We start from the raw sequence: 24,503 nt of genomic DNA, 5'->3' as shown, positions 1-24,503 counted from the left end.
CCATGTCGAACCTGACAAAGAAGACCTTCGCGCTCGCAGCCGCGGCCGCGTTCGCAACCGCCACCCCGCTCGCCGTCGCCCCGGACCTCGCGCCTGTCGCGGTCGCCCAGAACACCAGGCCGTTGACGTGAACAAGACGGCGAGCCTGACCATCCACAAGCAGGAAGGCGACCCGGGTAACGCCACCGGCGATGTCGCGGGCACCGAATTCACCATCGAGCGCGTGCAGATGAAAAACGGGCTGAACACCGCCGCCGGCTGGAAGGAAGCCGGCGATATCGTCAACGCAGGCGCCGATGAAGCGACGCTGGACGACACGTTCACCGCCCAGAACAAAAAGACCGGTGCTGACGGCATCGCCAAGTTCGACAACCTCAAGGTGGGCATCTACAAGGTCACCGAAAAGACCAACGGCAACTACACCGTCGCCGCCCCCTTCCTGGTCACCCTGCCGCTGACGCAGGAGGACGGTTCCCTCACCTACACCCCGACCATCTCCCCGAAGAACCAGAAGCTGGACCCGACCAAGGCCGCTGACGACGCGAACGCAAACGTCGGCGACGAAATCACCTACACCGTCAAGGCACCGGTCCCGGCCGGCGATGTGCTGCAGGACGGCACCCGCACCATCAGCCGCTTCCGAATCACCGATGACCTGCAGAAAGAACTGACCTACGTCGCCGACTCTGCTGCCGTTTCCCTCATCGGCGCCAAGGACGGGGTGGACGCTGCCCTGCAGTCCGGCGACTACACCATCACCAACGACGGCCAGAACCTCACCGTCGAGTTCACCGAGGCCGGCCTGCAGCGCCTGGAGACCCTGCGCGGCGAGAACCCGGGCCTGACTGCCCAGGTGGTGTTCAAGGCCAAGGTCAACGCGATCCCGGCAAACGGCAAGATCAACAACACCGCCAACGTCTACGTGCCCAACCGCGACGAGCCGATTTCGACCAAGCCGGAGACCACCAAGGACGGCGACCAGGACACCAACGACACCACCACGCAGTACGCCAACGTCGAGGTGACCAAGACCCTCAACGGCAATGCGGTGGAGGACGAAAAGACCGGCAACGGCGCCGAGTTCGAGATCTACCCCTGCGCACCGGAGGGCGACGGCTACAAGGTGGCCAAGGACGCCACGGCGATCAAGGGCACCGCAACCGCAGACGGCACCAAGATCGAGACCTCCTTCACCGCCCAGGGCGGCGACGTTGCCTCCGCGAAGGCCGCCGTGGCGTCCGGCTTTGGCATGCAGCTCAACCCGACCGTGCAGTACTGCGCAGTTGAGACCAAGGCCCCGGCCGGCTACCTGCTCAACCCGGACCCGCAGCTGCTCACCCGCACCACGGAGGGCACCGACACCACCCGCCCCGTGTACACCGTCGCGGTCAACGACGTGAAGGACAACATCTGGGGCCGCCTGCCTGCGACCGGTGAGCGCACCATGCTCTACATCCTGGCGCTGGGTCTCGTGCTGTTCGGCGGCGGCGCTGCGTACCAGCTGAGCCGCCGCAACGCCTAAGGCGCGCAGATGGTGAATCGCAAATGGTGAAGATGCCCCAAAGTGGCGCATTTTCACCATCCGCCATTCACCATCCGTACAAGCTCTCACTATGACAAGGAAGGACACCATGCACTCACGCACGGCACCCAGGCTCGCCGCCGCGCTCGCCGCTGCCTTCCTTGCTTGCGCGCCCACCGCTTCCGCCGCCGACCTGCGGGTCGATCTCCGCGAAAGCGTCGGCGCGGACTGGTTCGCGCGCATCGGGGACCGCGATGTGGAGCTGTTGCTTATCGACGACCTTCGGCCCACCCCCGACAACCTCCAATCCCTGGACATCCCGGCGATCACACGCGACCACCCCGACCGCCTGCGCAAGGTGGACACCAAAGTGTCGAAGGAAGGCACCGCCACCTTCACGGGCCTCAGCACCGGCGTGTACCTAGTGCGGGTGGCGGACAACCCGGACACGCAGGACGCGCGCGTGTCCTACGCCCCGTTCGTGGTGGCGGTGACCCCGGACAAGCCGGCGCAGGTGGTGGCACCGAAGGCGCAGGAGCTGGGGATCAGCGTGGACCCGCTGACGGCGTGCAACACGCTGGAATGGAAGGAAGCCGCAGCGCCTGGGACGTATGTGGAGTACGACTTTGTCTCCACCGTGCCCAACCTCTCCACGGACGGCACGCTGAACCAGTACGTGCTGACCTTGGAGTTCTCGCGGGGCCACACCGTGCAGTGGGACAACGGCGGCCCCCGCAGCGTGGTGGCGCAGGGCGACCAGGTGCTGCGCTTCGATGCAGCGGCGGCGACACCCTCCAAGCAGGTGCCGGGCACGGCGCGCAAGGAGCAGCCGGTAAACAAGCTCCAAGCCCCGCGCCTGACCATCCACGGCGCGGGCAAGAGCACCGAGCTGAAACGCGGCGAGGATTACGACGAGCAGCAGCAGGGCAACGACGAGGCGACCTTCACGCTCACCAGCGCGGGCCTGGCTAAGCTCGCCCGCGCGAAGTCGGCGGACCCCGCCACCACGGTGGAAACCTGGGTGCCGGCGAAGGCGAACGATAAGAAGCCCTGGGGCAGCGGCCCGGTGCGTGATGCCACGCTCGGGGACCTCGCCACCACCGCCACGTTGACTGCAGACGGCATGGACGCCACCCGCGCGCCCGTCACGGTCGAGCACGTCAACCACATCAACGTGGTGGAGCGAAGAAAGTGCTTCGACGCTGCCGCGGCAACCACCACCGTCACCGACGACGACCAGCGAAGCACCGAGACCGAAACCGAGACCCGAACCCCAACCAGTGCCATGCCGTCCGACGCCTCCGTCACCGAGGTGGTCACCCGCGAGACCACGCGGGCGGACGGTTCCCCGGCCACTGTGACTGAGACAGTGGTGAAAAGAGGTGAGGGGGACGGGACACCGTCGATAGGCGAGCGCGTCGGCGACCTCGCGTCCACCGGCGCGAGCGTCATCGGCATCACCGGGCTCGCCGTGCTGCTGATCCTCCTCGGACTCTTCTTGCGTAGGCGCAATGACAACGAAGAGGAGTAAGCGCCGCAGCAACGCCGTCTCTTGGATCGTGCTGATCCTGGGGGCGCTGCTGCTGCTGTACCCGATCGCGTCCACGCTGTCCGCGCAGTACCGGCAGATCCAGCAAAACGAGGAATATGCGGGGGCGGTGCAGGAGCTTAGCGACGACGCCAAGGCGCAGCAGCTGGAACTGGCACACCAGTACAACCAGCGTTTGTTGGCGAAGGGGCCGCACGCACGTGTACCGCGCGACGACGACCCGGGCTTCGACGACTACATGTCCCAGCTGACCCTGCCGGAGAGCTACCGCGTGATGGCGCGCGTGCGCATCCCGCGCATCAACGTGGACTTGCCCGTGTACCACACCACCAGGCCTGACGTGCTGTACGACGGCGCCGGGCACATGTACGGCTCCACCCTGCCTGTGGGCGGCGACGGCACAAACGCGGTGATCTCCGCGCACACCGGCATGGTCAACGCGGCGATGTTCGATCAGCTGCCCATGCTCAAGCCCGGCGACGACATCTTCATCGACGTGATGGGGCAGCGCCTGCGCTACCGCATGACCTCGCGCGACGTGGTCAAACCCGACGACTACGACGCCGTGACCTACGAGCCCGGCAAGGACAAGCTCACGCTGATCACCTGCACCCCGTACGGGCTAAACACGGACCGTCTGCTGGTGCACGCCGAGCGCGCGCCCCTGGACCCGGACACCCCGGAGCCGGCCGTGGATGCCTTCGTGTGGTCCTGGTGGATGATCGCGGTGCTCGTGCTGATCCTGCTGGTGCTCCTGCTGATCCTGTGGAAACGCTGGCGGGACCGGCGGAAGAAGCGACGCGAGGCGAAGCGGCAGTAGCTCCTCTACTGCGGCTCCACGGGGTTGCCCTGCCACACGGTCATGGCCGGCACCTCGTCGCCACGCATGACCAGCGAGCCCGGGCCCACCGTCGCGCCGGCGCCGATCGCGGACCCCGGCAGGGACACCGAGTGCGCGGCCAAGGTGGCCGAATCCTGGATGGACACCGTGTCCAGGGACATCACGCGGTCTTGGAACAGGTGCGTCTGCACCACTGTGCCCGGGCCGACCGACGCGCCGCGGCCGACTACGCACAGGTCGGTCTCCGGGAACCAGTAGGACTCGATCCACGCGCCGCGGCCCACGCGCACGCCCAGCGCGCGCAGCACCAGGTTCATCTCGCCGGAACCGGAGGCCCAGTTGAAGAACCAGGGCGCGGCGACGACCTCGACAAACTGGTCCTGCAGCTCGTTGAGCCACACGAACCAGGAGTACAGCGGGTGCTCGCCAGCCTTGTGGCGCCCGACTAGCACCCACTTCGCCACCACGGCGGACAGCACGGCCAGCACACCCACGGCCATCCAGACCAGGCCGCCGAGGAGGTACGTCCAGAAGCCGAAGCGCTCCAGCAGCGTGACCACTCCCGCGGCGAATACTGCAGCCAGCACGGCCTGGGTCATGGGCGCGAGCAGGCGCAGCGTCTCCACCACGCCGCGCTTGCGCATCAGCGACGCGGACGGCTTGTAGGTTGCCTCGCCGGCGGCCTCGACCTCGACGCGGCGCATGCGCTCCGGTGGCGAGCCCCACCAGTTGGAGCCCGCCTTGGACTTCTTCGGGGACGCGGACAGCACGGCCACCAGCGACTGTTTCGCCAACTTGCGGCCGGGTGCGACCATGCCGGAGTTGCCCACGAAGGAACGTTTGCCCACCACGGTGTGGTCGGTGCGGATCCAGCCGTCGCCGAGTTCGTAGGCGCCCACCATGGTGTCGTCGGCAAGGAATGCCCCGTCGCGCACTTCGGTCAGCTTCGGCACCATCACGGCGGTGGACACTTCAACGCGCTCGCCGATCTGCGCGCCCAGCGAGCGCAGCCACACCGGGGTGGCCAGGCCTGCGTAGATGGGGAAGTAGCGGGTGCGGGCGTCGTCCATAAGCCTGGTCACGGTCCACAGCGCCCAGCCATGCACGCTGCGCACAGGGAACACGCCGGGCTTTACGCCTATCGACGCCACCCTCACGGCCAGCCACGTCAACAGCAGCCCAGCTCCGATGTAGACCAGGCCGCCGACCGGGGCGAACACGAGCAGGCCCCACACCGACGAGGTATGCGCCAGGCGCGCCAGACCCACCGTCGCGGCCGCGCCGGCGATGCCCGCGGTGGCCGGCAACAGCGCGAGGAACAGCGAGGTCAAGCCGTAACCAAGCGCCCACAGCGGGCGGCGCGGCGGGCGCTTCTCGGGGAAGCGGTGCTTGGAACGACCCACCTTGCGGGCCGGCGAGCCCGCCCAGCGCGAGCGCTTCTTCACCGGCTTGCGGCCGGTGACGGTGGAACCGGCCTCCACGTGCGCGCCGTTGCGGATCTCGGTGCCGGGCATGAGCGTGGAGCGCGCGCCCACGCGTGCCTCCGCGCCGATGCGGACCTCGCCGACATGCAGTTCGTCGCCGTCGAGCCACACGCCCGACAGGTCCACCTCTGGCTCGATTGCGGAGCCTTCGCCGATGGAAAGCAGGCCCGTCACCGGCGCGAAGGCGTGCATGTCCACACCTTTGCCGATCGTTGCGCCCAACATGCGCGCGGTGACCTTCGCCGCGTTCGCGCTGGAGATGTTCAACGCGCCCGAGGCGGCCAGCCACCGCTCGGCCGCCCACAGCCGCACGTGCTGCGCGCCGCCGCGTGCGTACACGCCGGGCTTAATACGGCCGCGGATCAGGCGGGCACCCAGCGCGCCGACGGGGATGCGCCCGAACGGGGTGCACAGCACCACAAACGCCGCAGCCAGCCAGGACCAGCTCAGCTCGGTCAAGCCCAGCAGGTTCGCAGCGATGGCTACCCAGGTCACCGCCGTGGCGGCCTTCAATGTCATCACCGGCACCATCAGCGCAGTCTGCGCCACGCGGGTGCCGGCGCCGACGGGCTCCACCTCGCGTTCGCGCTTGGCGGTGCGGTTGGAGAGCGTGAGCTCGTCGATAAGCGACGCAAGCGTCTCCAACCTGGGGTGGTCGTAGAGGTCGCGCACCGCGATCGTGGGCACGCGCTCGCGCAGGCGCGTGATCAGCGCGGCGGCCGCGAGCGAGGAGCCGCCGAGCTCGAAGAAGTCCGCGTCACGGCCCGGCACGTCCAGGCCGAGGACCTCGACCCACTGCTGGGCCACCCAGGCTTCCGTCTCGGTCAGCCCGACCGCGTCCACGCTGGCGGGCAGCGGCCACGGCAGGGCCTTCTTGTCCACCTTGCCGGAGGTGCGGATCGGCAGCTCGTCCATCACGTGCAGGCGCGGCACCAGTGCTGCCGGCATGGCCTCGGCGAGACGCTCGCGCATCTGCGGCACGTCCAGCTCAGTGCCCTCGTTGGGGGAGACGTAGCCCACCAGCACCTTGTCGCCCGACGGCAGGGTCTGCACCGCCACGGCCGAGTTGTACACGCCCTCGAGTGCTGCGACGTTGGCCTCCACCTCGCCCAGCTCGATGCGGCGCCCGCCGATTTTGACCTGGTCGTCGGCGCGGCCGATGAACGCCAGGCCGTTATCGGTGAGCTTGACGTGGTCGCCGGTGCGGTAGGCGCGCTCCCAGTCGCCCATGGGCGCGTACTTCTCCGCGTCCTTCTCCGGATCTAGGTAGCGCGCCAGGCCAACGCCGCCGATGATGAGCTCTCCCTGTTCACCCTCGCCGTCGCTTGCGATGGCGAGATCCCAGCCGTCCAGCGGCCAACCGATGGTCACCGCCTCGCCCGGGAACAGCTGCTTCGCGCTGGCCACCACGGTCGCCTCGGTGGGGCCGTAGGTGTTCCACATCTCGCGGCCGGCGGCCAGGCGGTCGGTCAACTCCTGCGAGCAGGCCTCGCCGCCCACGATGAGCAGGCGGATGTTGTCCAGCGCCTCCTTCGGCCACAGTCCGGCCAGGGTCGGCACGGTGGACACGACCGTGATGTCGCGGCGGATCAGCCACGGGCCCAAGTCTTGGCCCGAACGCACCAGCGCGCGCGGCGCCGGCACCAGGCACGCGCCGTGGCCCCAGGCCAGCCACATCTCCTCGCACGACGCGTCGAAGGCCACTGACAGGCCAGCCAGCACGCGGTCGTCCGGGCCGAGCGGGTTGTCCTGGCAGAACAGGCGCGCCTCCGCGTCCACGAACGCGGCCGCAGAACGGTGCGTCACCGCCACACCCTTTGGTTTTCCGGTGGAGCCGGAGGTGAAAATGATCCAGCAGTCGTGGTCCGGGGTGACCTCGCCGAGCGGGGTCGGCTGCGCAGGCTTGAGTACCCGCAGGCCGTCGTCGGTCCAGATCGCGTCCACGTCCGCCTCGCCGAAGACGGTCTCCGCGCGCTCGTCCGGGTCGTCCGCGTCCACCGGCACGTACGCGCAGCCCGCGCGCATCGTGGACAGGATCGCAAGGTAGAGCTCCCTGCTTCCCGACGTCATCCGGATCCCCACGCGACCCCCATCACGCACGCCCATTGTGCGCATCTCGGCGGCACGGCGCTCGATTTCCTCCACCAATTCGGCGTAGGTGAGCACACCGTCGTCCGCGGAGTTGGCGCCGCCGTCATCGATGGCGGCGGCATCGGGGTACTCGGCGGCGGTGGCCGTCAGGACGTCGATAAGTGTGCGTTCGGGCGGGGCGAGGTGGCTGCGGAGAAGCGGATTGTCGGCCTGAGACATGCGGATAAGGCTAATAGCGCGCTATAAATCCGCAAATCATGGGAAATACCAACTATTTGCGCTTGCCCACGTTGTTGGTGTTGCGGCTCCCGGCGGCTGCCCCGGCCGGATCCAGCTAGTCGTACCTCGTTTTTCGCCCCCAGGGGCCGATTAGCCGGATCCTTGTAGCTGGATCCGCGGAAGCGCTGCGCGGTTTCGCACTCGCTGCTACTGTCAAGGCCGGTCTCGGGGGAGACAACAAGAAAATGGGGGACTGATGGATCAAGCGAAATTAGCCGCGTTGCTTGTGGCGCGCGGGGACGCCGAACACCAAGAGTGCGTGCAGCTTTCTGCGACAAAGTTTGTCCCTGCCACCAAGTGGGCAGGGCTGAAGCGCTACGAGCAGGAATTCCTGCGGTGCTACGCAATCGGCGTGAGCGCGCACAAGGCCGTGCTGATCGGCCGGTCTGCGGCGAGGGCGCTCGGCCTCGGGGTGCTGATCCAGAACCCGGAGATTGTGGAGTTGGCGCAGCGAGGGGGCCGGCCGCCGTCGAAAAGCCAATGGCCCGACGGGGTGATCTACCGCAACATCCCGGTCCCAGACATTGACATCCTCGGGCACGAAGCCTTCGATCCGGCAGGTGGCGACGGGAGCATTCGCCTGACGACGGCACCTCGCACCGCCGTCGACATCGCCCGGTTCCACGGAGTGCGCGACGCGGTTGCGGCGATGGACAGCCTGTATCGCGAGCAGACGCCGTTTGGTCAGGAGTCGATTCAGCTCGAGCTGGCGGCCACGATCAACCGGTTGGCGGGGAAGAAAGGGGTGGGGCTGGCGCGCCGGGCGCTCGAGCTCAGCTCGATGAAGTCGGAATCGGCGTACGAGTCGCTGTTCCGAGTCATCCTCATCGAGCTGGGGATTCAGCCGCAGGAGCAGATGTGGGTGAGCAGGCGTTTCCGGGTTGACCTGCTGTGGGGCACCCTCATCATCGAGATCGACGGGTACATGAAGTTCGAGGACATGCCGCACGAAGAGGTGATGAAGATGACCAGGCGGGAAAACTGGCTGAAGGAGCAGGGCTACGAGGTGCTGCACCTGTTTCCCATCGAGATCATCTTCGACGAAGCCGGGTGCATCCGCCGCCTCTACGCGGCCAAGGCGAGAGCGGACATGCGCGGCGCGGTTTCGGTGCCGGCGACGCCGTACCGGCCGCGCGCGTGACCGCACGGCCAGCGCGCCGGGAGCCCGCCCGGCCCGCGCGCCAAATCCAGCTAGTAGGACCCAGCTAATCGCTTCTCAGAGCGAGATAGCTGGGTCCTACTAGCTGGATCCGCGGAAAACGAGCGGCGGGAGTGGCGGAAAAGAAGCGGCGGAAACGCGATCCCGCGCCCTATTCCTCCGCCGCGAGGGCCTGGGAGAGCTTGCGCAGGCTCTTTAACTGCTTGTCGGAAGACGCCTCGAGCGCGCGGTCTTCCGCCTCGGCCACGTCTGCGGCGAGTTTGGCCAGCGCCTTTGTGCCCTTTTTGGTGGCGGCGACGATCTGGCGGCGGCGGTCCTTCGGGTCGCGTTCGCGGGTGACCCAGTTGTTGTTTTCCAGGTTGTCGATGAGGCGGACCATGTCGGAGGCGTCGATGCCGAGCAGTTCGGACAGCTGACGCTGGCTCATCGGTTCGCCGTTCACGCACGTGAGGATCCAGTACTCACGCATGGTGGCGGTGTGTTTGGCCAGGGTGCGCTCCACCTCGTCTTTGGTGTGTCTGCGCACGCGTTCGACCTGGAAGTGGGGGGACTTGACCAGTGCGGATGGCAGTTCGGGGAGGGCGGACATGCCCTCATCATAACTACGTTTCCGCGCCCAACAATTGGGAACGCCTAATTACTGCACTAATTCTGGTGGGGCAGCCCTTGTTCGACCCAGGCGGTGGTGCCGCCGGCGACGTTGATGACGTTGTCCCAGCCGCGGGCCTGCTCCAGGTATTCGCCGGCCTGCGCGCTGCGGCCGCCGGATTTGCAGATCAGGTAGATGTCGCGCTCCGGGTCGATTTCGTCGGTGCATGCGACGAACTCGGACAGGGGGATGTTCACGGCACCTTCGGCGCGCACGGCGCTGTACTCGTCGGGCTCGCGGACATCGATGAGCTGCGCGCCTGCGGGGACTTTATCTACGGAAACTTCCTTCATGGCTCGTATGATAACTGCCGTGAAGTACCACGTCCGCCGCATTGCCGCCCTGCTGATTCTGTTCCTTGTGGTGCGCGCAGGTTTCAAGGCATTGCTTCACGACGAACCTTCGGACCCCCCAGCGCCAGAGCAGGAGACGTCGGTGTCGGCGGAGCCTCGTCGACAAGCTGCTGCCTCGATCGCGCAGGGGCGCCCGGTGGAAATGGTGGTGCCGGTGCTGGGGCTGCGCGCCGGGTTTGAGCAGGGGGAATGTCGCGTGGTGGACGGCAAGATCGACCCGAAGAGCATGGATAAAGCCTGCGCGTTGACGGGGGAGGACTACCCGTACGAGCTGCCGGGCACGGATGCCAGCGACATCGTGGTCGTGGCGGGGCATACAGGTGCGGGGGTGGATGCTGTGTTTAACAAGCTTTACGACGGCAAAGCCGAACGCCACACCGTAGCCACGGGCGACACGCTGTTCGTCCGCACGGAGGCGTCGGGCGACGACTGGTTGAAGTACACCGCGACCGACCTGCACGACCCGGACAAAGGTGCGCTGGCGGGCAACGCGGAAATCTGGGGCACGGGGCCGATGCCGGGACGGCTGCTGACCATTTCCTGCATCCAGCCGGCGAACCTGCTGGCGGACAGTGTGCGCAACGCGGTGGTGGGGTGGCAGCTGGCCGGAACGGCGACCGGCGACGAAGTTGAGATGGCCTTCGAGCCGCGGTAGCCAAGATTTTTGCGTTTATATTGGCGTTGAACTGCGCATTTACAGTTGCTTTCCAAAAAGTCTGAAGTTTTACTTGAGGCTTGTGTGAAATGTGTTTACTGTTGTGGCGTAACCTTCGACCTGAGGTTTAGACTTTCCGATAGGAGCCCCAATGAAGCGCACCATCCGTACGCTGGCCGCAGCCGCAATGGCCGGCGCGATCGCAATTTCCGTGACCCCGGCCGCCGGCGCCCAGACCGAAACCGACACCACTGCTGTGTACAAGCAGCTGACCAAGGTTTTGGAGTCCGAGATGCCGAAGGTGTTCACCGACGGTAACGGCAACTACTTCCAGCTGGTCAACGGCGAGATCATCCAGACCGAGCTGCCGGCTGGCGCTGACAACGTGCCGGTGGTCAGTGCTACCGAAAAGGGGGAGCTGAAGATCAGCTACCCGGATGGTTCCAAGGACGACGTCGTGATCTCGCTCGTCGACGGCGTCGACGGCGCGGTTGAGGGCACTGTCGAGGTTCCGGCTCCGGAGCAGCCGCAGGGCCCGGGCAAAACCCTCACGGTGGAACCGGCCGACGAGGTTGGTGGCACCGTGGTGGCCGAGCCGCAACCGGAGGGCGAGGCTGACGTTGAGGGCGAGGCCGGCGCCGGCGCTGACGTCGAAGGTGACGTCGAGGCAGGCGGCGAGGTGCAGGCTGAGCTTTCCCCGGGTGCGATCGCGGGCATCGCTGCCGCTGCGATCGGCATCCCGGTCGTTATTGCTGGCGTGACCTACTTCCTGAACCAGGATGGCGAGACTCTCGTTGGGTCCTCGGATCGCGTGAACCAGCAGCCGACTCCGGAGGAGAAGGCGAAGTCTGACCAGCTCCGCGCTGAGCACGCTGACGAGATCGCTGCGCAGCAGGTTGCCGCGGCCGCGAACCGTGGTGTCGAGGCTGAGACTGGCTCGAACACTGTCGCACGCGCCCTGTTTGCACTGGTGATTGCATCTGTTCTGGGTGCAGCTGTCTTCGCGGCCGGCCGCCGCTTCCTGGTCTAGATTTCGGTCTGGGCAACTTAGTCTGCCCTCCCAGGGGCCCGGTTGCTGGATCGTAGCCGGGCCTCACCTGCACCTACCGGTAAGAAACCCGTGTTGCTGGAGTGAAAATTGAGGGCAACGTGTGTAAACTCTCAACCAATGCTTGAGGTTCTACTCCTCGAGCTTCCCCGAGCCTCTTAGGAGACCGTCATGTACCGCACCACCCGCGCCGCCGCCGTCGCTACCGCCGCAGCCGCAGCCCTGCTCGCAGTTCCGGTTGCCGCGACTGCGCAGGACCTGCCGACTGAAACCGCTGACGTACGCGGTGAGCAGTACTTCCTCAATGAGGAAGGGTCCCACTACGTGCGCACGCTCCAGGAGGCGGCGCAGCCGTTCGCGCAGCTGGACAGTGGCCAGCAGGAGCGTGCGGTCGCTGTTGCAGATGCCGCAGTCGCCGGGCTGATCGAGTCGGGCGTGATCCAGGGCCAGCCCGCAGATCAGCCGACCGGCGAGCCGGTGCCGACCGATCCGGAGGTCGCCGACGCCGCCGAGATGTCTGTCGCAACTTCCGCAGAGGCCCCCGCCGTCCCGGCTCCGTCCCCCGATGACGCGGCGGAAGAGCCGCTCGGGGCTGAGGATGTGAACCCTGCCAGCGAGGATCCGGTTGCCCACGGTCTGGTGAAGTTCCCGCCGGTGCTCACGCTGAACGGCGAGACGTTCTTCCTAAACAAGGACGGCCACACCTTCGTTGCCGACATCACCCGAGTCAATGCGGATGTCACCCCGGAGGAAACCGCCGACTCCGAGGCGATGGTCCGGGCCAATGCGGGTGAGATTGGACGCCAGGGGCTCGAGGCGGCGCGTGCTGCGGGCGAGGCTGTCGAAGCTGCAGCTGATAACCAGGTCGCGGCGCCGTATGCCGCGCCTGCCCGCGGCCTGGGGGCGGAGACCGGCTCCAACACTGTCGTCCGTGCGCTGTTCGCGCTCGCGCTGGCCAGCGCACTGGGTGCCGGCTTCTTCGCTTTCGCGCGCCGCCGCCTGATTTAGCCCGCAGATTTGCGCCAGCTTGGAGAATGGTGTTCTCTGGGTTGGTGAATTATAGACATCTGATTGCAGCGTGCTGTGCCGCCGCCGTCGTGGCAGGCACCGTCGCCACCCCGGCCCAGGCCGCAGTTGACCCAGTCGGCCGGGAGTGCCGCGCCGCCACCGCAGCGGCGAACATGGGCGAGCCGATCCCGAACATCGGCAACTATCTGCTGAGTAGCAACGAAAACGCCGTCGACAACGGCGTGCTGCGCATCTTCGCGCCGGCGAAGTACAAGCCGTACATCACTCAAGCAACCGACCAGTGGGCCAGCGCCACCGGCGGCTTGATGCGCTTTGAGTACGTGGATCACCCGGGCTACAAGGTAGTCACGGTGCGCGAAGCGAACCTCGGCGGTTACGTGGTTGGTCGCGTGCAGGGCAACGTGAACAACATGGAGCTTTTGCTCAACCCGGACATTCTGCGCAACGGCTATTACGAGAGCCTGGTCATGACCATCGCGCACGAACTCGGCCACGCCATGGGCCTGGCACACTCCTGCGACGGCGCGCTGATGAAGGACGGCTCTAACCGCGGCAAGGTGGCCAAGACCCCGCAGCCGCTGGATACGCAGGTGCTCATCCAGGCGAACAACCTGCGAGCAGTTCGCCTATCGACGAGCTCCGCCACCCCCACCCCAGAGCCCACCCCGACGCCAACCCCGGCGAACAACGGCAACGTCTACGAGTGGGTCGGCGAGCGCAACTCCACGACCATCGAGGTTGCCCCGACACCGATCCGGACGACGGTGACGAGGGAGCCGGAAGCGCAGCCGTCGACAAGCGAAACCCCCACCGAGCGGCGCACGACCGTGATCGACACCACGATCGCGCCGGAGCCCACCCCCGAGCGTCCGAAGCACGTCTCGCCGCTGGCGCTCATCCTGCCGGTGGCCGCGGCCGCGATCTCCGCAATCGGCCTCGGGTTCGCGTTCATGCGCAGCTGGTTCTAGCAGCGCAAAACAGAAGCCGGGCCAGCGCACGAATGCGGGCCCGGCTTTAGCCGTCGATAAGCAAATTAGTTGGCGGTCTTGGCTTCCTTCTCTTCCTCGAGGCTCTTGCGGGAGTTGTCGCCGACGCGCTCGAACTCGTCGAGCGCGGCCTGAAGAATCTTCTCCGCCTCGGCCTTGTCGCCCCAGCCGGAACCGGTGACTTCCTTGTTCGGCTCGAGGTCCTTGTAGTGCACGAAGAAGTGCTCGATCTCGTCCTTGACAAAGTCGGAGACGTCAGAGATGTCCTGGTAGGACTCGTAGCGCACGTCGTCGATGACGCAGAGCAGCTTATCGTCGCCGCCGGCCTCGTCGGTCATCTTGAACACGCCGATCGGGCGCGCGATCACGGTGACGCCCGGGAAGACGGGCTCCGGGGTGATCACAAGCGCGTCGAGCGGGTCGCCGTCGTCCGCGAGCGTGTTGTCGATGAAGCCGTAGTCCGCCGGGTACGCCATCGGGGTGAACAGGTAGCGGTCCAGGAAGACCTTGCCGGTCTCGTGGTCGACCTCGTACTTGTTGCGGGAGCCCTTGGGGATCTCGATGATGACCTCGATAGCCATTACTTCTCCTTTGTTCGGTGCCTGAAATTGGTGAATGTCCGCACGCCATCATACTTCGGCTACCATTTTGGCCGATGAAGGTATGGACTTGGGTCGCAGGCGCCGTCGCGCTCGCTGCGGTCGGCGGTGTCGCAGGCTTCGGCATCGCGGCGCACGAGCAGCTCTCGGAGATCACGCACGCGCCGCCGTACCAGCTGCAGTCGGCCCCGTCCGCGTTGGAGCCGGCGGTGCCTTCGCCTATCGACGACGCTTCGCTGCGAACCACCCTGGCAACACTTGCCGACAACCCTGACCTGGGCGTGTTCCACGGCCACGTCACGCAGTCCAGCAGCGGCGACGCGGTGTTCGACCGCGCCTCCGACGAGGCACTGAAGCCGGCGAGTGTGACGAAGGTGCTCACCGCGTCGGCGGCGCTGCTCAGCCTGGGCGCGCAGGACCGTATCACCACCGAGGTGGTGCGCGGGGCAAACCCGGGGGAAGTGGTGATCAAGGCCGCCGGCGACGTGTGGCTGGATGCCGAAGCACTCGACGAGCTCGCAGAGCAGGTGGGCCAGGCCGACACGGTGCTCATCGACACCTCCGCGTGGGACGGCATGCCGGAGCTGATGCCGGGCTGGGATCCGCTGGACATCGACGGCGGGTTCGTCGCGCCGCTGCAGCCGGCGATGCTTTCCGGCGGGCGCATAAACGGCGAAACTTCCGGCGACGTGGCCCGCTCCCACACCCCGGCGCTCGAGGTGGCGCAAGCGCTGGCGAACCGCGTCGGCGCGCAGAACGTCGGTGAAGGCCACGGCGACGGCGAGGTTGTCGCCGCGGTGGAATCGCCGACGCTGGTGGAGCGGCTCGAGCTGATGATGAAAAACTCCGACAACGTCTACGCCGAGGCCATCGGCCGCGAGGTGGCACTGGCGCGTGGCACCACGGACGCGCCGGGCGCGACCCTGAGCGTGCTGGAGGAGCGCGGTTTCAACACGGCCGGGCTCGTGCTGCGCGACAACTCCGGGCTGTCCGCGGACAACCTCATCGCGCCGAAGCTTTTGGACGCGTTGCTGTACGACGCCACCGCCCAGCCCGCGCTGCGCCCCCTGCTTGCCACGCTGCCCGTGGCCGCCGGCGAAGGCACGCTCCTGGACCGCTACAGCGACCTCGCCGGCCGCGGCTGGGTGCGCGCGAAAACGGGCACGCTCGACGGTACCGCGTCGCTTGCCGGCACTGTGACCAGCGTGAACGGCAATGTCTACACGTTCGCCCTGATCTGCAACGACGCCGACGTCCTCGCCGCGCGCCGCGCCATGGACGAGTTCACCTCCGCCCTGCGCGAATTCTGATGGAGCCGTTCTGGCCGCGCCGCTCGCCGCACTTCCTTGCCTGTCGACGAGCACTCCGCCCCTTCGGCGCCCCCGCCATCATCGGCCTGTCCGGCGGGCCCGACTCGCTCGCCTTAGCCGCCGCGGCAGCGGCAGAGAAGAGGGACGTGCGCTGCGTGGTGGTGGACCACGGGATCCAGGACGGGTCGGCGGAGGTGGCCAGGCGGGCAGTTCGGGCAGTAGAAGCCTTCGGCCTCGCAGCCGAAGTCGTCCGCGTCGAGGTTGACGGGGGCAACCTGGAGGCGGCCGCACGAAGCGCCAGGTACGAGGCCCTGCTGGCATACGGGGCCGACGTCTGGGTCGGCCACACCGCCGACGACCAGGCGGAAACGCTCCTGCTCGGTGCGCTGCGCGGCAACCCGTCCGGCATGGCTCCGCGCAACGGTCGCATCGTCCGGCCGTTTCTGGGCATCCGCCGCGCGGACACCGTCGGGGCTTGCGAGGAGCTCCGCCTCGATCCGTGGCACGACCCCATGAACGCCGACCCGGCCTTCCGCCGCGTGGCAATGCGCAATCAGGTGCTGCCCCTGCTCAGCGAGCTGCTCGGCGGCGACGCCGTCCCCGCGCTCGCGGCAACGGCAGACCGGATCGCGGCGGACCAAGCCCTCATTGCGTCGCTGACCGACCTCGCGCCGACGACCTCCTGTGCGGAGTTGGCAGACGATGCAGGGCCGGTCCGGAGGCGTCGATTAGCAGCATGGCTTCTGGGACAAGGCGTGCCGCTGCAAGGGGACCAGCTCGACGCGGTGGAAGCCTTGGTTGTCGATTGGCACGGGCAAGGGCCCGTGGCTGTCGCGGGCGGGCGTGCGGTGGTGCGCGAGGGTGGACAGCTGGCTATGCACTGACCCGAACCCCGCAGATGGTTGTACCTACAGCCTGGCAGGTGGCAAGATGTGGAAGTTACGCGCACGTAAACGCAAACTGAAGCGCTAGAACCGCGAAAGGGAAGGGCCAGCCCATGACCGAGTTGCACGACACCAAGGACTTCAACGTCCCAGCGAACCGCTACGGCGATGACGTCGAGGCGATTCTCATCCCGGAAGACGTACTCCAGGAACGCATCCAGGAGCTGGCGGACATGGTCTCGGAGAAGTACCGCGACTCGGAAGAGGACCTGATCCTGGTGTGCGTGCTCAAGGGCGCGGTGTTCTTCCTCACCGACTTCGCGCGCAAGCTGACCATCCCGGCGGAGATGGAGTTCATGGCCGTGTCTTCCTACGGCAACTCCACCACCAGCTCCGGCGTGGTGCGCATCCTGAAGGACCTGGACAAGGAGATCGCCGGCCGCGACGTGCTCGTGGTGGAAGACATCATCGATTCTGGCCTGACCCTGTCCTGGCTGCTGCGCAATCTGCGTAACCGGAACCCGAAGAGCCTCGAAGTCGTTACTCTTCTGCGCAAGCCGGAGGTGCAGACGGCCAAGATTGATCTGCTGGACATCGGCTTCGACATCCCCAACGAGTTTGTCATCGGCTACGGCCTGGATTACGCCGAGCGTTACAGGGACCTGCCGTATGTGGGCACGCTGCACCCGCGCGTGTACTCAGACGCTGACTAGAACAAAGGTTTATGAGCAAAAATAAAAAGGTTTTGCGGTGGGGCATCATTGGCGCCATCGCGCTGATCGTCCTGTATCTGCTCACGCTGATCGGGGACGATTCTCGCGCCTACCAGCGTGTGGATACCTCTGTTGCCATTGAGCAGCTGCAGAACCACAACGCGGAAGAAGTGCAGATCGACGACCGCGAGCAGCGCGTGCGCATCGACCTGCGCGAGCCGATCACCGTGGACGAGCGCGAGGGCGTCGAGGCAATCTCCTCGCAGTACCCGGCACGCACGACCCCGGAGATCTTCGGCGCGGTGCGCGAGTCCGGCGCGGACAAGTACGAGACGAACGTGACGCAGGAATCCTTCCTGATGTCCATGCTCGGCTTCATGCTGCCGATGATCCTGGTGTTCGGCCTGATCTTCTACTTCATGTACCGCATGCAGGCGGGCGGCGGTGGGCCGTTCGGCATCGGCGGCTCGAAGGCGAAGCAGCTGACCAAGGACAACCCGACCAATACGTTCGCGGACGTCGCCGGCGCCGACGAGGCGGTGGACGAGCTGCACGAGGTGGTGGACTTCCTCACCGACCCGACCGTGTACGAGGAGCTCGGCGCGAAGATTCCGCGCGGCGTGCTGCTCTACGGCCCGCCCGGCACCGGTAAGACGCTGCTCGCCCGCGCCGTGGCCGGCGAGGCGGGTGTGCCGTTCTACACCATCTCCGGTTCCGACTTTGTGGAGATGTTCGTCGGTGTGGGCGCCTCGCGTGTGCGCGACCTGTTCAAGCAGGCGCGCGAGAACAGCCCGTGCATCATCTTCGTCGACGAGATTGACGCGGTGGGCCGCCAGCGCGGCTCCGGCATGGGCGGCGGCCACGACGAGCGCGAGCAGACCCTGAACCAGCTGCTGGTGGAGATGGACGGCTTCTCCGGCCGCGAGGGCGTCATCCTCATCGCGGCGACGAACCGCCCGGACATCCTGGACCCGGCGCTCCTGCGCCCGGGCCGCTTCGACCGCCAGATCCCGGTGACCAACCCGGACATCGCTGGCCGAGCGCAGATTCTCAAGGTGCACGCCAAGAACAAGCCGCTTGCGGACGACGTCTCGCTCGACGCTTTGGCCAAGCGCACCGCCGGCATGTCCGGCGCAGATTTGGCCAACGTGCTCAACGAGGCCGCGCTGCTGACCGCCCGCATCGGCGGCAACGTCATCACCGCGGACGCGCTGGAGGAGGCGACGGACCGCGTCATCGGCGGCCCGCGCCGCTCCAGCAAGGTCATCTCCGAGCACGAGAAGAAGGTCACCGCCTACCACGAGGGCGGCCACACGCTCGCCGCCTGGGCGCTCAAGGACATCGAGCGCGTGTACAAGGTGACCATCCTCGCCCGCGGCCGCACCGGCGGGTTTGCCATGACCGCCGACGAGGACGACAAGGGCATGTACACCCGCGACGAGCTGTTCGCCCGCATGGTCTTTGCCATGGGCGGCCGCTCCGCCGAGGAACTGGTCTTCGGCGCGCCGACCACGGGCGCGTCCAACGACATCGAGCAGGCCACCAAGATCGCCCGCGCGATGGTCACCGAGTACGGCATGACCTCCGCACTCGGCCCTGTGAAGTACGGCCAGGAGCAGGGCGATCCCTTCTCCGGCCGCGGCTCGGGCGGCTCGCTGGAGTACTCGCCGGCGGTGGCCGCGAAGATCGACGAGGAGATGCAGATGCTTCTCGACGAAGCGCACCAGGTCGCCTACGCCACCCTGGAGCGCTACCGCGACGAGCTGGACACCCTGGCGTCGAAACTCCTGGAGAAGGAGACGCTGCGCCGCGGCGACCTGGAGGCCATCTTCGACACCGTCGAGCCGACCCGCCCCGCACTGCCGGCGCACGACGTGCGCTTCGGACGCCAGGCGGACCGCGAGCCGGTGAAGACCCCGGTTGAGATTGCGAAGGAGCGCGGCGAGGAGCCGCCGAAGCGTTTCTCCATCCTGGAGGCGTCCAAGGCCACCCGCGAGCGCCGCCGGAAGGAGCGCGAGACAGAGCAGAACCAGCCGCCGAAGAAGGGTTCCACCCGCTGGCAGCAGCCGAAACACAACGAGCCGCAGTACGGCGGCCCGAAGCCCCCGGAGGGCTGGACGTACAAGGGAGCACCTGCGCCGAAACAAGAGCAGCCTCAGCAGCACCCGGGCGCCCGCAACTACCCGACGGAAAACACAGAGCAGATCGGATTCCGTCTGCCGGAGAACGAGCGCCCGGACCACGCCTCTCGCGGCCCGGAGCCGGAGACGACGCCGGATGCGGAGACCGCCCAGTTGCCGCGCGAGGAGCGCGCGCCGAAGCACAGGAGGGACGATGACTAACGCGAACTTCGACCGGGAGCGCGCAGAGGCCGCCGTGCGCGAGCTGCTCATCGCGGTCGGCGAGGACCCGGACCGGGAAGGCCTGGTGGAAACCCCGGCCCGCGTCGCGCGCGCCTACGAGGAGGTCTTCGCGGGCTTGCACGAGGACCCGAAGGTGCACCTGGAGAAGTCGTTCTCCGAGAACCACCGCGAGCTGGTGCTCGTGCGTGACATCCCGATCTACTCCACGTGCGAGCACCACCTGGTGCCGTTTTACGGCGAGGCGCACATCGGCTACATCCCGGGCCCGGAGGGCAAGGTCACCGGCCTGTCCAAGCTGGCGCGGGTGGCGGACATGTACGCGAAGCGCCCGCAGGTGCAGGAGCGGCTGACGGCGCAGATTGCGGACGCGATCGTCGATAAGCTCAATGCTTCTGCGGTGATCGTGGTCATCGAGTGCGAGCACCTGTGCATGGCCATGCGCGGGATCCGCAAGCCGGGCGCGACCACCACCACCTCGGCGGTGCGCGGCGGCTTCCAGAACAACGCGGCCTCGCGCGCGGAAGTGCTGAGCCTGATTAGGGGATAGAAGATGACTACCGTTGCCGATCTGACCGTGCCGGGGCGCACCAGCGTGATGGGCATTGTCAACGTCACAGAAGATTCGTTCTCCGACGGCGGCAAGTGGCTCGCCACTGACGACGCCATCGCGCACGCCCACGAGCTGGTGCGCTTGGGCGCGGACATCATCGATGTCGGCGCTGAATCCACCCGCCCCGGCGCCACCCGCGTCCCGGCGGAGGTGGAGGCGGAGCGCATCCGGCCTGTGATCCGTGCGTTGCATGCCGACGGGATCCGCACCTCCGTGGACACCATGCGCGCCGCAACCGCGCTGGCCGCGGCCGAGGAGGGCGTGGATCTGATCAACGACGTCTCCGGCGGCCTCGCCGACAACGACATGTACCGCGTGATGGCGGAAACGAAACTCCCGGTGTGCCTGATGCACTGGCGCGCGGACGCGTTCGTCAACGCATCCGGTTCTGCGGACCACGGCGGCGACGTGGTGGGGGATGTGCACGAGGTGCTGGCGGAGCTCGTGGAGAAGGCGACCGCTGCGGGTGTGGACGAAAGCCAGATCACCCTGGATCCGGGCCTCGGCTTCGCCAAGACGGCGGCGGACAATTGGGCGCTGCTCAACGCGTTGCCCGAGTTCATCGCGAGCGGGTTCCCCATCCTCGTGGGCGCCTCGCGCAAGCGCTTCCTCATGGAAGTCCGCCAGCAGCGCGGCCTGGAACATTCGCCTATCGACGCCGACCCCGCCACCGCCGCAGTCACCGCACTGTCTGCCCAGGCCGGGGCTTGGTGTGTGCGGGTGCACGAGGTGGCGGTCTCGCGGGACGCGGTGGACGTGGCTGAGAGGTGGAAAAATGGCTGACCGGATTGAGCTGAAGGGCCTGCAGTTCCACGCCAACCACGGCGTGCTCGAGCACGAAACCGAGTTCGGGCAGGCGTTTTCGCTGGACATCACCTGCTGGCTGGATTTCGCCGGCGCGGCGCGCGACGACGATCTGACGCAGACTGTCAACTACGCCGAGCTTTCCGAAGCCGCGTTGAAGATCGCCACCGGCACCCCGCGCCAGCTCATTGAGACGGTGGTGGTGGAAATCGCCGAAACCGCGATGCGCAGCTACGACGCCCTGCACGCCGTGGAGGTCACCCTGCACAAGCCTCACGCGCCGATCCCGGCCGTGTTCGACGACGTCGCGGTGGTGGCGCGCCGCTCCCGGAAGCGGATGTAGCCGATGCGTGCCGTGCTGTCCTCCGGGTCCAACATGGGCGACGCGCGCGCCCACCTGCAGACGGTCGCCGACGAGTTCGCCCGCGAAACCCTCGCAGCAAGCTCCGTCTACGCCACCGCGCCGTGGGGAAACACAAACCAGCCGGAATTCCTGAACCAGTCCCTGCTGGTGGACGTCACCGACACCCCGCGGCAATTACTAGCCCGCTGCCAGGAGCTGGAGCAGCGCGCCCACCGCGTCCGCGAAGAGCGGTGGGGCCCGCGCACGTTGGATGTGGACATCATCTGGATCGAGGGCTACACCTCCGACGACCCGGAGCTGACCGTGCCGCACCCCCGCGCGCACCTGCGCCAGTTCGTGCTCGAGCCCTGGCTCGAGATTGATCCAGGTGCGGAGCTCAACGGAGCGTCGATAAGCCAGCTGCTTGAAAACCTCGAAGACCAGGGGGTGCGCAAACTGTGAAGCGCACGCCGTACGAGGGCTTGATCGCGGTTGCCGGGTTCTTCGCGGCAGCGGCGGTGATTCTGGTGCGCCGGTTCTACAACCTGCTGGAGTCTTTGAGCATGGTGGTGCCGCTGTCGCTGTGGGTGATGGCCGTGATCGCCGCGTGGCTCGCGCTGGTGGTGCGCAAACGCCGCAAGGAAGGCAAGGTCGGGCTGGACCGCAGCCAGCTCAACCCCATGCAGGCGGCGAACTTCATGGTCTTCGGCAAGGCCAGTGCCTGGGTGGGAGCCGTGTTCGGCGGCCTGTACGGCGGCACGCTGAGCTTCGTGGTGACCAAACTTGGCGTGCTCGAAGCGGCGCCTGGCGACGTCCCGCCGCTGGTCGCCGGCACCCTGGGCGGATTGGCGCTGTGCGCAGCCGGGGTCTGGCTGGAGAAAAACTGCGAGGTGTCGCCGCCCAACGAGGGCCAAGGCGTTAGCTAGAGTGTTGGGCATGAGTGCCCAGAATGCGTCCCCAGACCGCGCGAGCCTGTGGGTCATCGTGCCTTTTGTGGTCGCTGTCATCGGCACCGTGGTCATGCTGTTCACCAACTCCGCCAACGCGCTGAAGGTCGCACTGATCTTCGCGCTGTGGGCGGGTGCCGCCGGGATCCTGATCAATTCCAAGGTGCGCCGGGACCGCGACGCCGCCACGGCCGAGGCCGCAGCCGCCGAGCAGCGCATCCAGGAGCAGGAGCAGCGTCACCGGGAAGCGCTCGAGTCCAATCCCGCGTCCTCCGTGGACGTGGAGACGCTGCGCGAGCTGCAGGAGCAGATCCAGGCGCTGCGCGCCCAGCTGGAGGAGCTCAACGGCCGCGTCTTCGAGTACGAGCCGGCCGCCGTGCAGGCCCGCGCCCGCCGCATCAGCGAGTTGGAATCGAGGCCGGAGCCCAAGCCGGAGCCAACCCCGGAACCCGCACCTGAGCCGAAGCCGCAGCCGGCACACAGCCCGTCCACGGACGACACTGTCGTGATCAGCCGCGTGCGCCCCTCCCGTCCGACCGGCGCGCCGAGCTCGGACGCGATCGCGGGGCGCATCGGCACTCAGCCGTCGGCCCGCCCGGCGCGCAACCCGCTGTCGGACCTGATCAGCGAGCGGGAGGCGGAGAAGGCGAAGTCAGAGCAAACCCCAGAGCCGCAGCCGGAACCAACTCCTGAGCCGCAGCCGGAGCGCCGTCCGGGCCGTCGCCGCGCCGATGAGCGGGGCGAGAACGCGGTTTCCGTGGCCGAGCTGCTCGCCCGTCGGGGGAAGTAGATGCCGCCTCGCCTGTTGGTGGGGGCGGTGTTTGGTGCTTCACCGCTGGCGGAGCGTTTCGAGCGCGCCGGCCACACGGTGCGTCCGCTGGATATCGCCAATGACCCCGGCGCGGTCGCGCACGTGGATCTTGTGCTTCTCGACGCCCCAGCGGCCGACATCCGCACCGCCTGCGAGGTCCTGGCCGAGCACGCCCGCCCGCGGCAGATGTTTCTGCACACCGCGCTGGACGAGGGCCAGCAGTTGCTGGATGACGTAGAGGTTGCCCAGGCCATCACTATGTGCGCCCACAACATCTTCGGCAACGTGTGGGTCACCTCAGCCGCCGACGAGCTCGGCGAGACGGTGGTGGGGTTGCTCATCGCGGAGATAGGCGGGGTGAGCTTGCGCATTAACGACGACGCACGCCCCGCGATCGCCGCCGCCCAGGAGCTACGGTCGATGGAATCCGTTATCCGCGACGACGCGCAGGCGATCCTCGCCGACGCGGTGCCGGGGTTCGATGCGGTGGCGCACCAGTTTCTTCAGGCCCCGCCGGCGCCCCGAAGCGCCTACAGCACGCAGCAGTTGGACAAGCTCGTCCACGCGTTGCCGGATCCGGGCGTTCGCCGCCTGTTTGTGGATTTGGCGCGCAGGCGCGGCGAGGTGGACCAGGACACCGACACCGAGTTGTGGGTGATTCAGAAATACGAGGGAGGATAAATGGCTTTCGAACCAGGTCAGGCGGTGGTGGTCACCGACGAACGGATGCTGGCCACTTACGGCCGGGCATTCCGCAAGATAGGCAAGTCGGTGGTGGTTGTGCCGCTGGGCACGGACATTCACGGCGGGCACGTGGAGCTCATCCGGGCGGCGAAGTCGCTGCTCGGTTCCTACGTGGTGGTGACGTTCTCCGGCGACGAGGTCCCCGAGGTCTTCGCCCGGGAGAAGGTGGATGTGGTCTTCCACGGGGAGCTGGCCACGACCGTGCGGGTGGATTCCGGCGTGGAGCCGCTGGAGGACCCGCAGGACACGCAGAAGGAGGTCGCGCGGATCCTCGCCGCGATCAACGCCACCCACGCCACGGACGTGGTGCTGGGGGAGAAGGACTTCGAGGTGCTGGTGGCTACCCAGTACGCGGTATCCGGGCTGCGCATGGAGTGCAAGCTCCACAGCGTGCCCACGGTGCGCACACCCGATGGTTTGGCGCTGTCGAACAGGAACGCGCTTGTCGCCGTCGATAAGCGGGATGCTGCGCTCGCGCTCTCGGCCGCGCTGACGGCCGGGGCGCACGCCGCGGAGCACGGAAAAGCCAAAGTCATCGAAACCGCGCGCGGTGTCCTCGACGCCGCCGGCGTCGCACCCGCATACCTGGAACTGCGAGACCTCGCCATGCGGGAGGCGCCCGAGGAGGGAGACGCGCGGCTGCTGGGCGCGGTGGATCTGGACGGGGTGCGCTTAACCGACAATGTCGGGCTGCCGCTCGGGGTCGGCTTCAAACACGTCGAAGCATGAC

The 24,503-nt window shown here is 67.2% G+C and carries 25 protein-coding genes; 21 read left to right on the top strand and 4 right to left on the bottom strand.

All coding sequences use genetic code 11. The annotated features are described in order from the left end of the window. Nucleotides 1-2: 2 nt before the first annotated feature. The 4 genes from HMPREF3151_RS12220 (at nt 3) to HMPREF3151_RS06420 (ending at nt 3,891) form a co-directional block, all read left to right on the top strand. A complete protein-coding gene (locus tag HMPREF3151_RS12220) occupies nt 3-131 on the top strand; it encodes a hypothetical protein (protein ID WP_256365528.1) in 129 nt (42 codons plus the stop codon). Beyond that, nucleotides 128-1,522: a SpaH/EbpB family LPXTG-anchored major pilin gene (locus HMPREF3151_RS06430; protein ID WP_070474744.1), complete on the top strand. Its 1,395-nt coding sequence runs from the start codon at nt 128-130 to the stop codon at nt 1,520-1,522. The genes HMPREF3151_RS12220 and HMPREF3151_RS06430 overlap by 4 nt, the downstream gene beginning before the upstream one ends. Before the next feature lie 109 nt (nt 1,523-1,631). Then, a complete protein-coding gene (locus HMPREF3151_RS06425) occupies nt 1,632-3,053 on the top strand; it encodes a hypothetical protein (RefSeq protein WP_070474743.1) in 1,422 nt (473 codons plus the stop codon). Continuing rightward, the gene (locus tag HMPREF3151_RS06420) at nt 3,034-3,891 is read left to right on the top strand and encodes a class C sortase (RefSeq protein ID WP_070474742.1); all 858 of its coding nucleotides are present in this window, start codon (nt 3,034-3,036) and stop codon (nt 3,889-3,891) included. Before HMPREF3151_RS06425 ends, HMPREF3151_RS06420 begins: the two co-directional genes overlap by 20 nt. 5 nt (nt 3,892-3,896) lie before the next feature. Here HMPREF3151_RS06420 and HMPREF3151_RS06415 read toward each other — a convergent pair whose 3' ends face one another. After that, nucleotides 3,897-7,706, bottom strand: coding sequence for a Pls/PosA family non-ribosomal peptide synthetase (locus tag HMPREF3151_RS06415; protein ID WP_070474741.1), 3,810 nt, complete (start codon nt 7,704-7,706; stop codon nt 3,897-3,899). A 256-nt stretch (nt 7,707-7,962) separates the two neighbouring features. Here HMPREF3151_RS06415 and HMPREF3151_RS06410 point away from each other — a divergent pair, with 256 nt between their 5' ends. Next, nucleotides 7,963-8,907 (top strand): PDDEXK family nuclease, encoded by a 945-nt coding sequence (locus tag HMPREF3151_RS06410; RefSeq protein ID WP_070474740.1) that lies wholly within the window; start codon nt 7,963-7,965, stop codon nt 8,905-8,907. A 169-nt stretch (nt 8,908-9,076) separates the two neighbouring features. Here HMPREF3151_RS06410 and HMPREF3151_RS06405 read toward each other — a convergent pair whose 3' ends face one another. Together HMPREF3151_RS06405 and HMPREF3151_RS06400 are read right to left on the bottom strand one after the other, a co-directional pair. Continuing rightward, nucleotides 9,077-9,514 carry a MarR family winged helix-turn-helix transcriptional regulator gene (locus HMPREF3151_RS06405; protein ID WP_070474739.1) on the bottom strand — a complete coding sequence of 146 codons (438 nt, stop codon included), beginning with the start codon at nt 9,512-9,514 and terminating at the stop codon, nt 9,077-9,079. Nucleotides 9,515-9,570: 56 nt separating this feature from the next. Further along, nucleotides 9,571-9,867 (bottom strand): rhodanese-like domain-containing protein, encoded by a 297-nt coding sequence (locus HMPREF3151_RS06400; RefSeq protein WP_070474738.1) that lies wholly within the window; start codon nt 9,865-9,867, stop codon nt 9,571-9,573. Nucleotides 9,868-9,886: 19 nt separating this feature from the next. Between HMPREF3151_RS06400 and HMPREF3151_RS06395 the strand changes: the two genes are divergently transcribed. The 4 genes from HMPREF3151_RS06395 (at nt 9,887) to HMPREF3151_RS06380 (ending at nt 13,627) form a co-directional block, all read left to right on the top strand. Further along, nucleotides 9,887-10,582 (top strand): hypothetical protein, encoded by a 696-nt coding sequence (locus HMPREF3151_RS06395; protein ID WP_246815219.1) that lies wholly within the window; start codon nt 9,887-9,889, stop codon nt 10,580-10,582. A 151-nt stretch (nt 10,583-10,733) separates the two neighbouring features. Continuing rightward, complete coding sequence (locus HMPREF3151_RS06390; protein WP_070474737.1) at nt 10,734-11,612, top strand: hypothetical protein; 879 nt, start codon at nt 10,734-10,736, stop codon at nt 11,610-11,612. A gap of 189 nt (nt 11,613-11,801) precedes the next feature. Further along, nucleotides 11,802-12,638 (top strand): hypothetical protein, encoded by an 837-nt coding sequence (locus HMPREF3151_RS06385; protein WP_070474736.1) that lies wholly within the window; start codon nt 11,802-11,804, stop codon nt 12,636-12,638. Nucleotides 12,639-12,682: 44 nt separating this feature from the next. Next, entirely contained in the window at nt 12,683-13,627 is a 945-nt protein-coding gene (locus HMPREF3151_RS06380) for a zinc metalloprotease (protein ID WP_141741346.1), read from the top strand. A 65-nt stretch (nt 13,628-13,692) separates the two neighbouring features. On the opposite strand, the gene HMPREF3151_RS06375 is transcribed toward HMPREF3151_RS06380, so the two are convergent. Then, nucleotides 13,693-14,226 (bottom strand): inorganic diphosphatase, encoded by a 534-nt coding sequence (locus HMPREF3151_RS06375; RefSeq protein WP_070474734.1) that lies wholly within the window; start codon nt 14,224-14,226, stop codon nt 13,693-13,695. 74 nt (nt 14,227-14,300) lie between these two features. Here HMPREF3151_RS06375 and dacB point away from each other — a divergent pair, with 74 nt between their 5' ends. The 12 genes from dacB to HMPREF3151_RS06315 all read left to right on the top strand — a co-directional run bounded on the left by dacB (nt 14,301) and on the right by HMPREF3151_RS06315 (nt 24,502). Further along, the gene (dacB, locus tag HMPREF3151_RS06370) at nt 14,301-15,554 is read left to right on the top strand and encodes a D-alanyl-D-alanine carboxypeptidase/D-alanyl-D-alanine endopeptidase (RefSeq protein ID WP_070474732.1); all 1,254 of its coding nucleotides are present in this window, start codon (nt 14,301-14,303) and stop codon (nt 15,552-15,554) included. Beyond that, nucleotides 15,554-16,438 carry a tRNA lysidine(34) synthetase TilS gene (tilS, locus tag HMPREF3151_RS06365; RefSeq protein ID WP_070474730.1) on the top strand — a complete coding sequence of 295 codons (885 nt, stop codon included), beginning with the start codon at nt 15,554-15,556 and terminating at the stop codon, nt 16,436-16,438. The genes dacB and tilS overlap by 1 nt, the downstream gene beginning before the upstream one ends. A 113-nt stretch (nt 16,439-16,551) precedes the next feature. After that, nucleotides 16,552-17,151 (top strand): hypoxanthine phosphoribosyltransferase, encoded by a 600-nt coding sequence (gene hpt, locus HMPREF3151_RS06360; RefSeq protein ID WP_070474728.1) that lies wholly within the window; start codon nt 16,552-16,554, stop codon nt 17,149-17,151. Nucleotides 17,152-17,162: 11 nt separating this feature from the next. Continuing rightward, on the top strand, nt 17,163-19,493 hold the full coding sequence (gene ftsH / locus HMPREF3151_RS06355) for an ATP-dependent zinc metalloprotease FtsH (RefSeq protein ID WP_070474726.1): 2,331 nt from the start codon (nt 17,163-17,165) through the stop codon (nt 19,491-19,493). After that, nucleotides 19,486-20,061, top strand: a complete 576-nt coding sequence (gene folE / locus HMPREF3151_RS06350) for a GTP cyclohydrolase I FolE (RefSeq protein ID WP_070474724.1) — start codon at nt 19,486-19,488, stop codon at nt 20,059-20,061. The genes ftsH and folE overlap by 8 nt, the downstream gene beginning before the upstream one ends. A 3-nt stretch (nt 20,062-20,064) precedes the next feature. Continuing rightward, the gene (folP, locus tag HMPREF3151_RS06345) at nt 20,065-20,907 is read left to right on the top strand and encodes a dihydropteroate synthase (RefSeq protein ID WP_070474722.1); all 843 of its coding nucleotides are present in this window, start codon (nt 20,065-20,067) and stop codon (nt 20,905-20,907) included. Further along, complete coding sequence (folB, locus tag HMPREF3151_RS06340; RefSeq protein ID WP_070474720.1) at nt 20,900-21,271, top strand: dihydroneopterin aldolase; 372 nt, start codon at nt 20,900-20,902, stop codon at nt 21,269-21,271. The genes folP and folB overlap by 8 nt, the downstream gene beginning before the upstream one ends. 3 nt (nt 21,272-21,274) lie before the next feature. Continuing rightward, nucleotides 21,275-21,733 (top strand): 2-amino-4-hydroxy-6-hydroxymethyldihydropteridine diphosphokinase, encoded by a 459-nt coding sequence (gene folK, locus HMPREF3151_RS06335; protein ID WP_070474718.1) that lies wholly within the window; start codon nt 21,275-21,277, stop codon nt 21,731-21,733. Continuing rightward, nucleotides 21,730-22,197 (top strand): DUF3180 domain-containing protein, encoded by a 468-nt coding sequence (locus HMPREF3151_RS06330; RefSeq protein ID WP_070474716.1) that lies wholly within the window; start codon nt 21,730-21,732, stop codon nt 22,195-22,197. Before folK ends, HMPREF3151_RS06330 begins: the two co-directional genes overlap by 4 nt. A 10-nt stretch (nt 22,198-22,207) precedes the next feature. Continuing rightward, a complete protein-coding gene (locus tag HMPREF3151_RS06325; protein WP_070474781.1) occupies nt 22,208-23,008 on the top strand; it encodes a DUF6779 domain-containing protein in 801 nt (266 codons plus the stop codon). A 27-nt stretch (nt 23,009-23,035) separates the two neighbouring features. Further along, nucleotides 23,036-23,710 carry a 6PGD fold domain-containing protein gene (locus tag HMPREF3151_RS06320; protein ID WP_141741345.1) on the top strand — a complete coding sequence of 225 codons (675 nt, stop codon included), beginning with the start codon at nt 23,036-23,038 and terminating at the stop codon, nt 23,708-23,710. Beyond that, nucleotides 23,711-24,502 (top strand): pantoate--beta-alanine ligase, encoded by a 792-nt coding sequence (locus HMPREF3151_RS06315; RefSeq protein WP_070474712.1) that lies wholly within the window; start codon nt 23,711-23,713, stop codon nt 24,500-24,502. The last annotated feature ends 1 nt before the right edge of the window (nt 24,503 follow it).

The sequence above is a fragment of the Corynebacterium sp. HMSC05H05 genome, assembly GCF_001807265.1.
GTDB lineage: Bacteria > Actinomycetota > Actinomycetes > Mycobacteriales > Mycobacteriaceae > Corynebacterium.
This window is presented reverse-complemented; position numbering and strand designations above follow the sequence as displayed.

Bases quoted from the DNA above. Each gene is read 5' to 3' on its own strand.
- folE (WP_070474724.1), top strand. From the start codon at position 19,486: ATGACTAACGCGAACTTCGACCGGGAGCGCGCAGAGGCCGCCGTGCGC.
- HMPREF3151_RS06405 (WP_070474739.1), bottom strand. From the start codon at position 9,514: ATGTCCGCCCTCCCCGAACTGCCATCCGCACTGGTCAAGTCCCCCCAC.
- HMPREF3151_RS12220 (WP_256365528.1), top strand. From the start codon at position 3: ATGTCGAACCTGACAAAGAAGACCTTCGCGCTCGCAGCCGCGGCCGCG.
- hpt (WP_070474728.1), top strand. From the start codon at position 16,552: ATGACCGAGTTGCACGACACCAAGGACTTCAACGTCCCAGCGAACCGC.
- HMPREF3151_RS06420 (WP_070474742.1), top strand. From the start codon at position 3,034: ATGACAACGAAGAGGAGTAAGCGCCGCAGCAACGCCGTCTCTTGGATC.
- HMPREF3151_RS06315 (WP_070474712.1), top strand. From the start codon at position 23,711: ATGGCTTTCGAACCAGGTCAGGCGGTGGTGGTCACCGACGAACGGATG.
- HMPREF3151_RS06425 (WP_070474743.1), top strand. From the start codon at position 1,632: ATGCACTCACGCACGGCACCCAGGCTCGCCGCCGCGCTCGCCGCTGCC.
- HMPREF3151_RS06415 (WP_070474741.1), bottom strand. From the start codon at position 7,706: ATGTCTCAGGCCGACAATCCGCTTCTCCGCAGCCACCTCGCCCCGCCC.
- HMPREF3151_RS06385 (WP_070474736.1), top strand. From the start codon at position 11,802: ATGTACCGCACCACCCGCGCCGCCGCCGTCGCTACCGCCGCAGCCGCA.
- tilS (WP_070474730.1), top strand. From the start codon at position 15,554: ATGGAGCCGTTCTGGCCGCGCCGCTCGCCGCACTTCCTTGCCTGTCGA.
- folK (WP_070474718.1), top strand. From the start codon at position 21,275: ATGCGTGCCGTGCTGTCCTCCGGGTCCAACATGGGCGACGCGCGCGCC.
- ftsH (WP_070474726.1), top strand. From the start codon at position 17,163: ATGAGCAAAAATAAAAAGGTTTTGCGGTGGGGCATCATTGGCGCCATC.
- HMPREF3151_RS06325 (WP_070474781.1), top strand. From the start codon at position 22,208: ATGAGTGCCCAGAATGCGTCCCCAGACCGCGCGAGCCTGTGGGTCATC.
- folP (WP_070474722.1), top strand. From the start codon at position 20,065: ATGACTACCGTTGCCGATCTGACCGTGCCGGGGCGCACCAGCGTGATG.
- folB (WP_070474720.1), top strand. From the start codon at position 20,900: ATGGCTGACCGGATTGAGCTGAAGGGCCTGCAGTTCCACGCCAACCAC.
- HMPREF3151_RS06410 (WP_070474740.1), top strand. From the start codon at position 7,963: ATGGATCAAGCGAAATTAGCCGCGTTGCTTGTGGCGCGCGGGGACGCC.
- dacB (WP_070474732.1), top strand. From the start codon at position 14,301: ATGAAGGTATGGACTTGGGTCGCAGGCGCCGTCGCGCTCGCTGCGGTC.
- HMPREF3151_RS06400 (WP_070474738.1), bottom strand. From the start codon at position 9,867: ATGAAGGAAGTTTCCGTAGATAAAGTCCCCGCAGGCGCGCAGCTCATC.
- HMPREF3151_RS06375 (WP_070474734.1), bottom strand. From the start codon at position 14,226: ATGGCTATCGAGGTCATCATCGAGATCCCCAAGGGCTCCCGCAACAAG.
- HMPREF3151_RS06390 (WP_070474737.1), top strand. From the start codon at position 10,734: ATGAAGCGCACCATCCGTACGCTGGCCGCAGCCGCAATGGCCGGCGCG.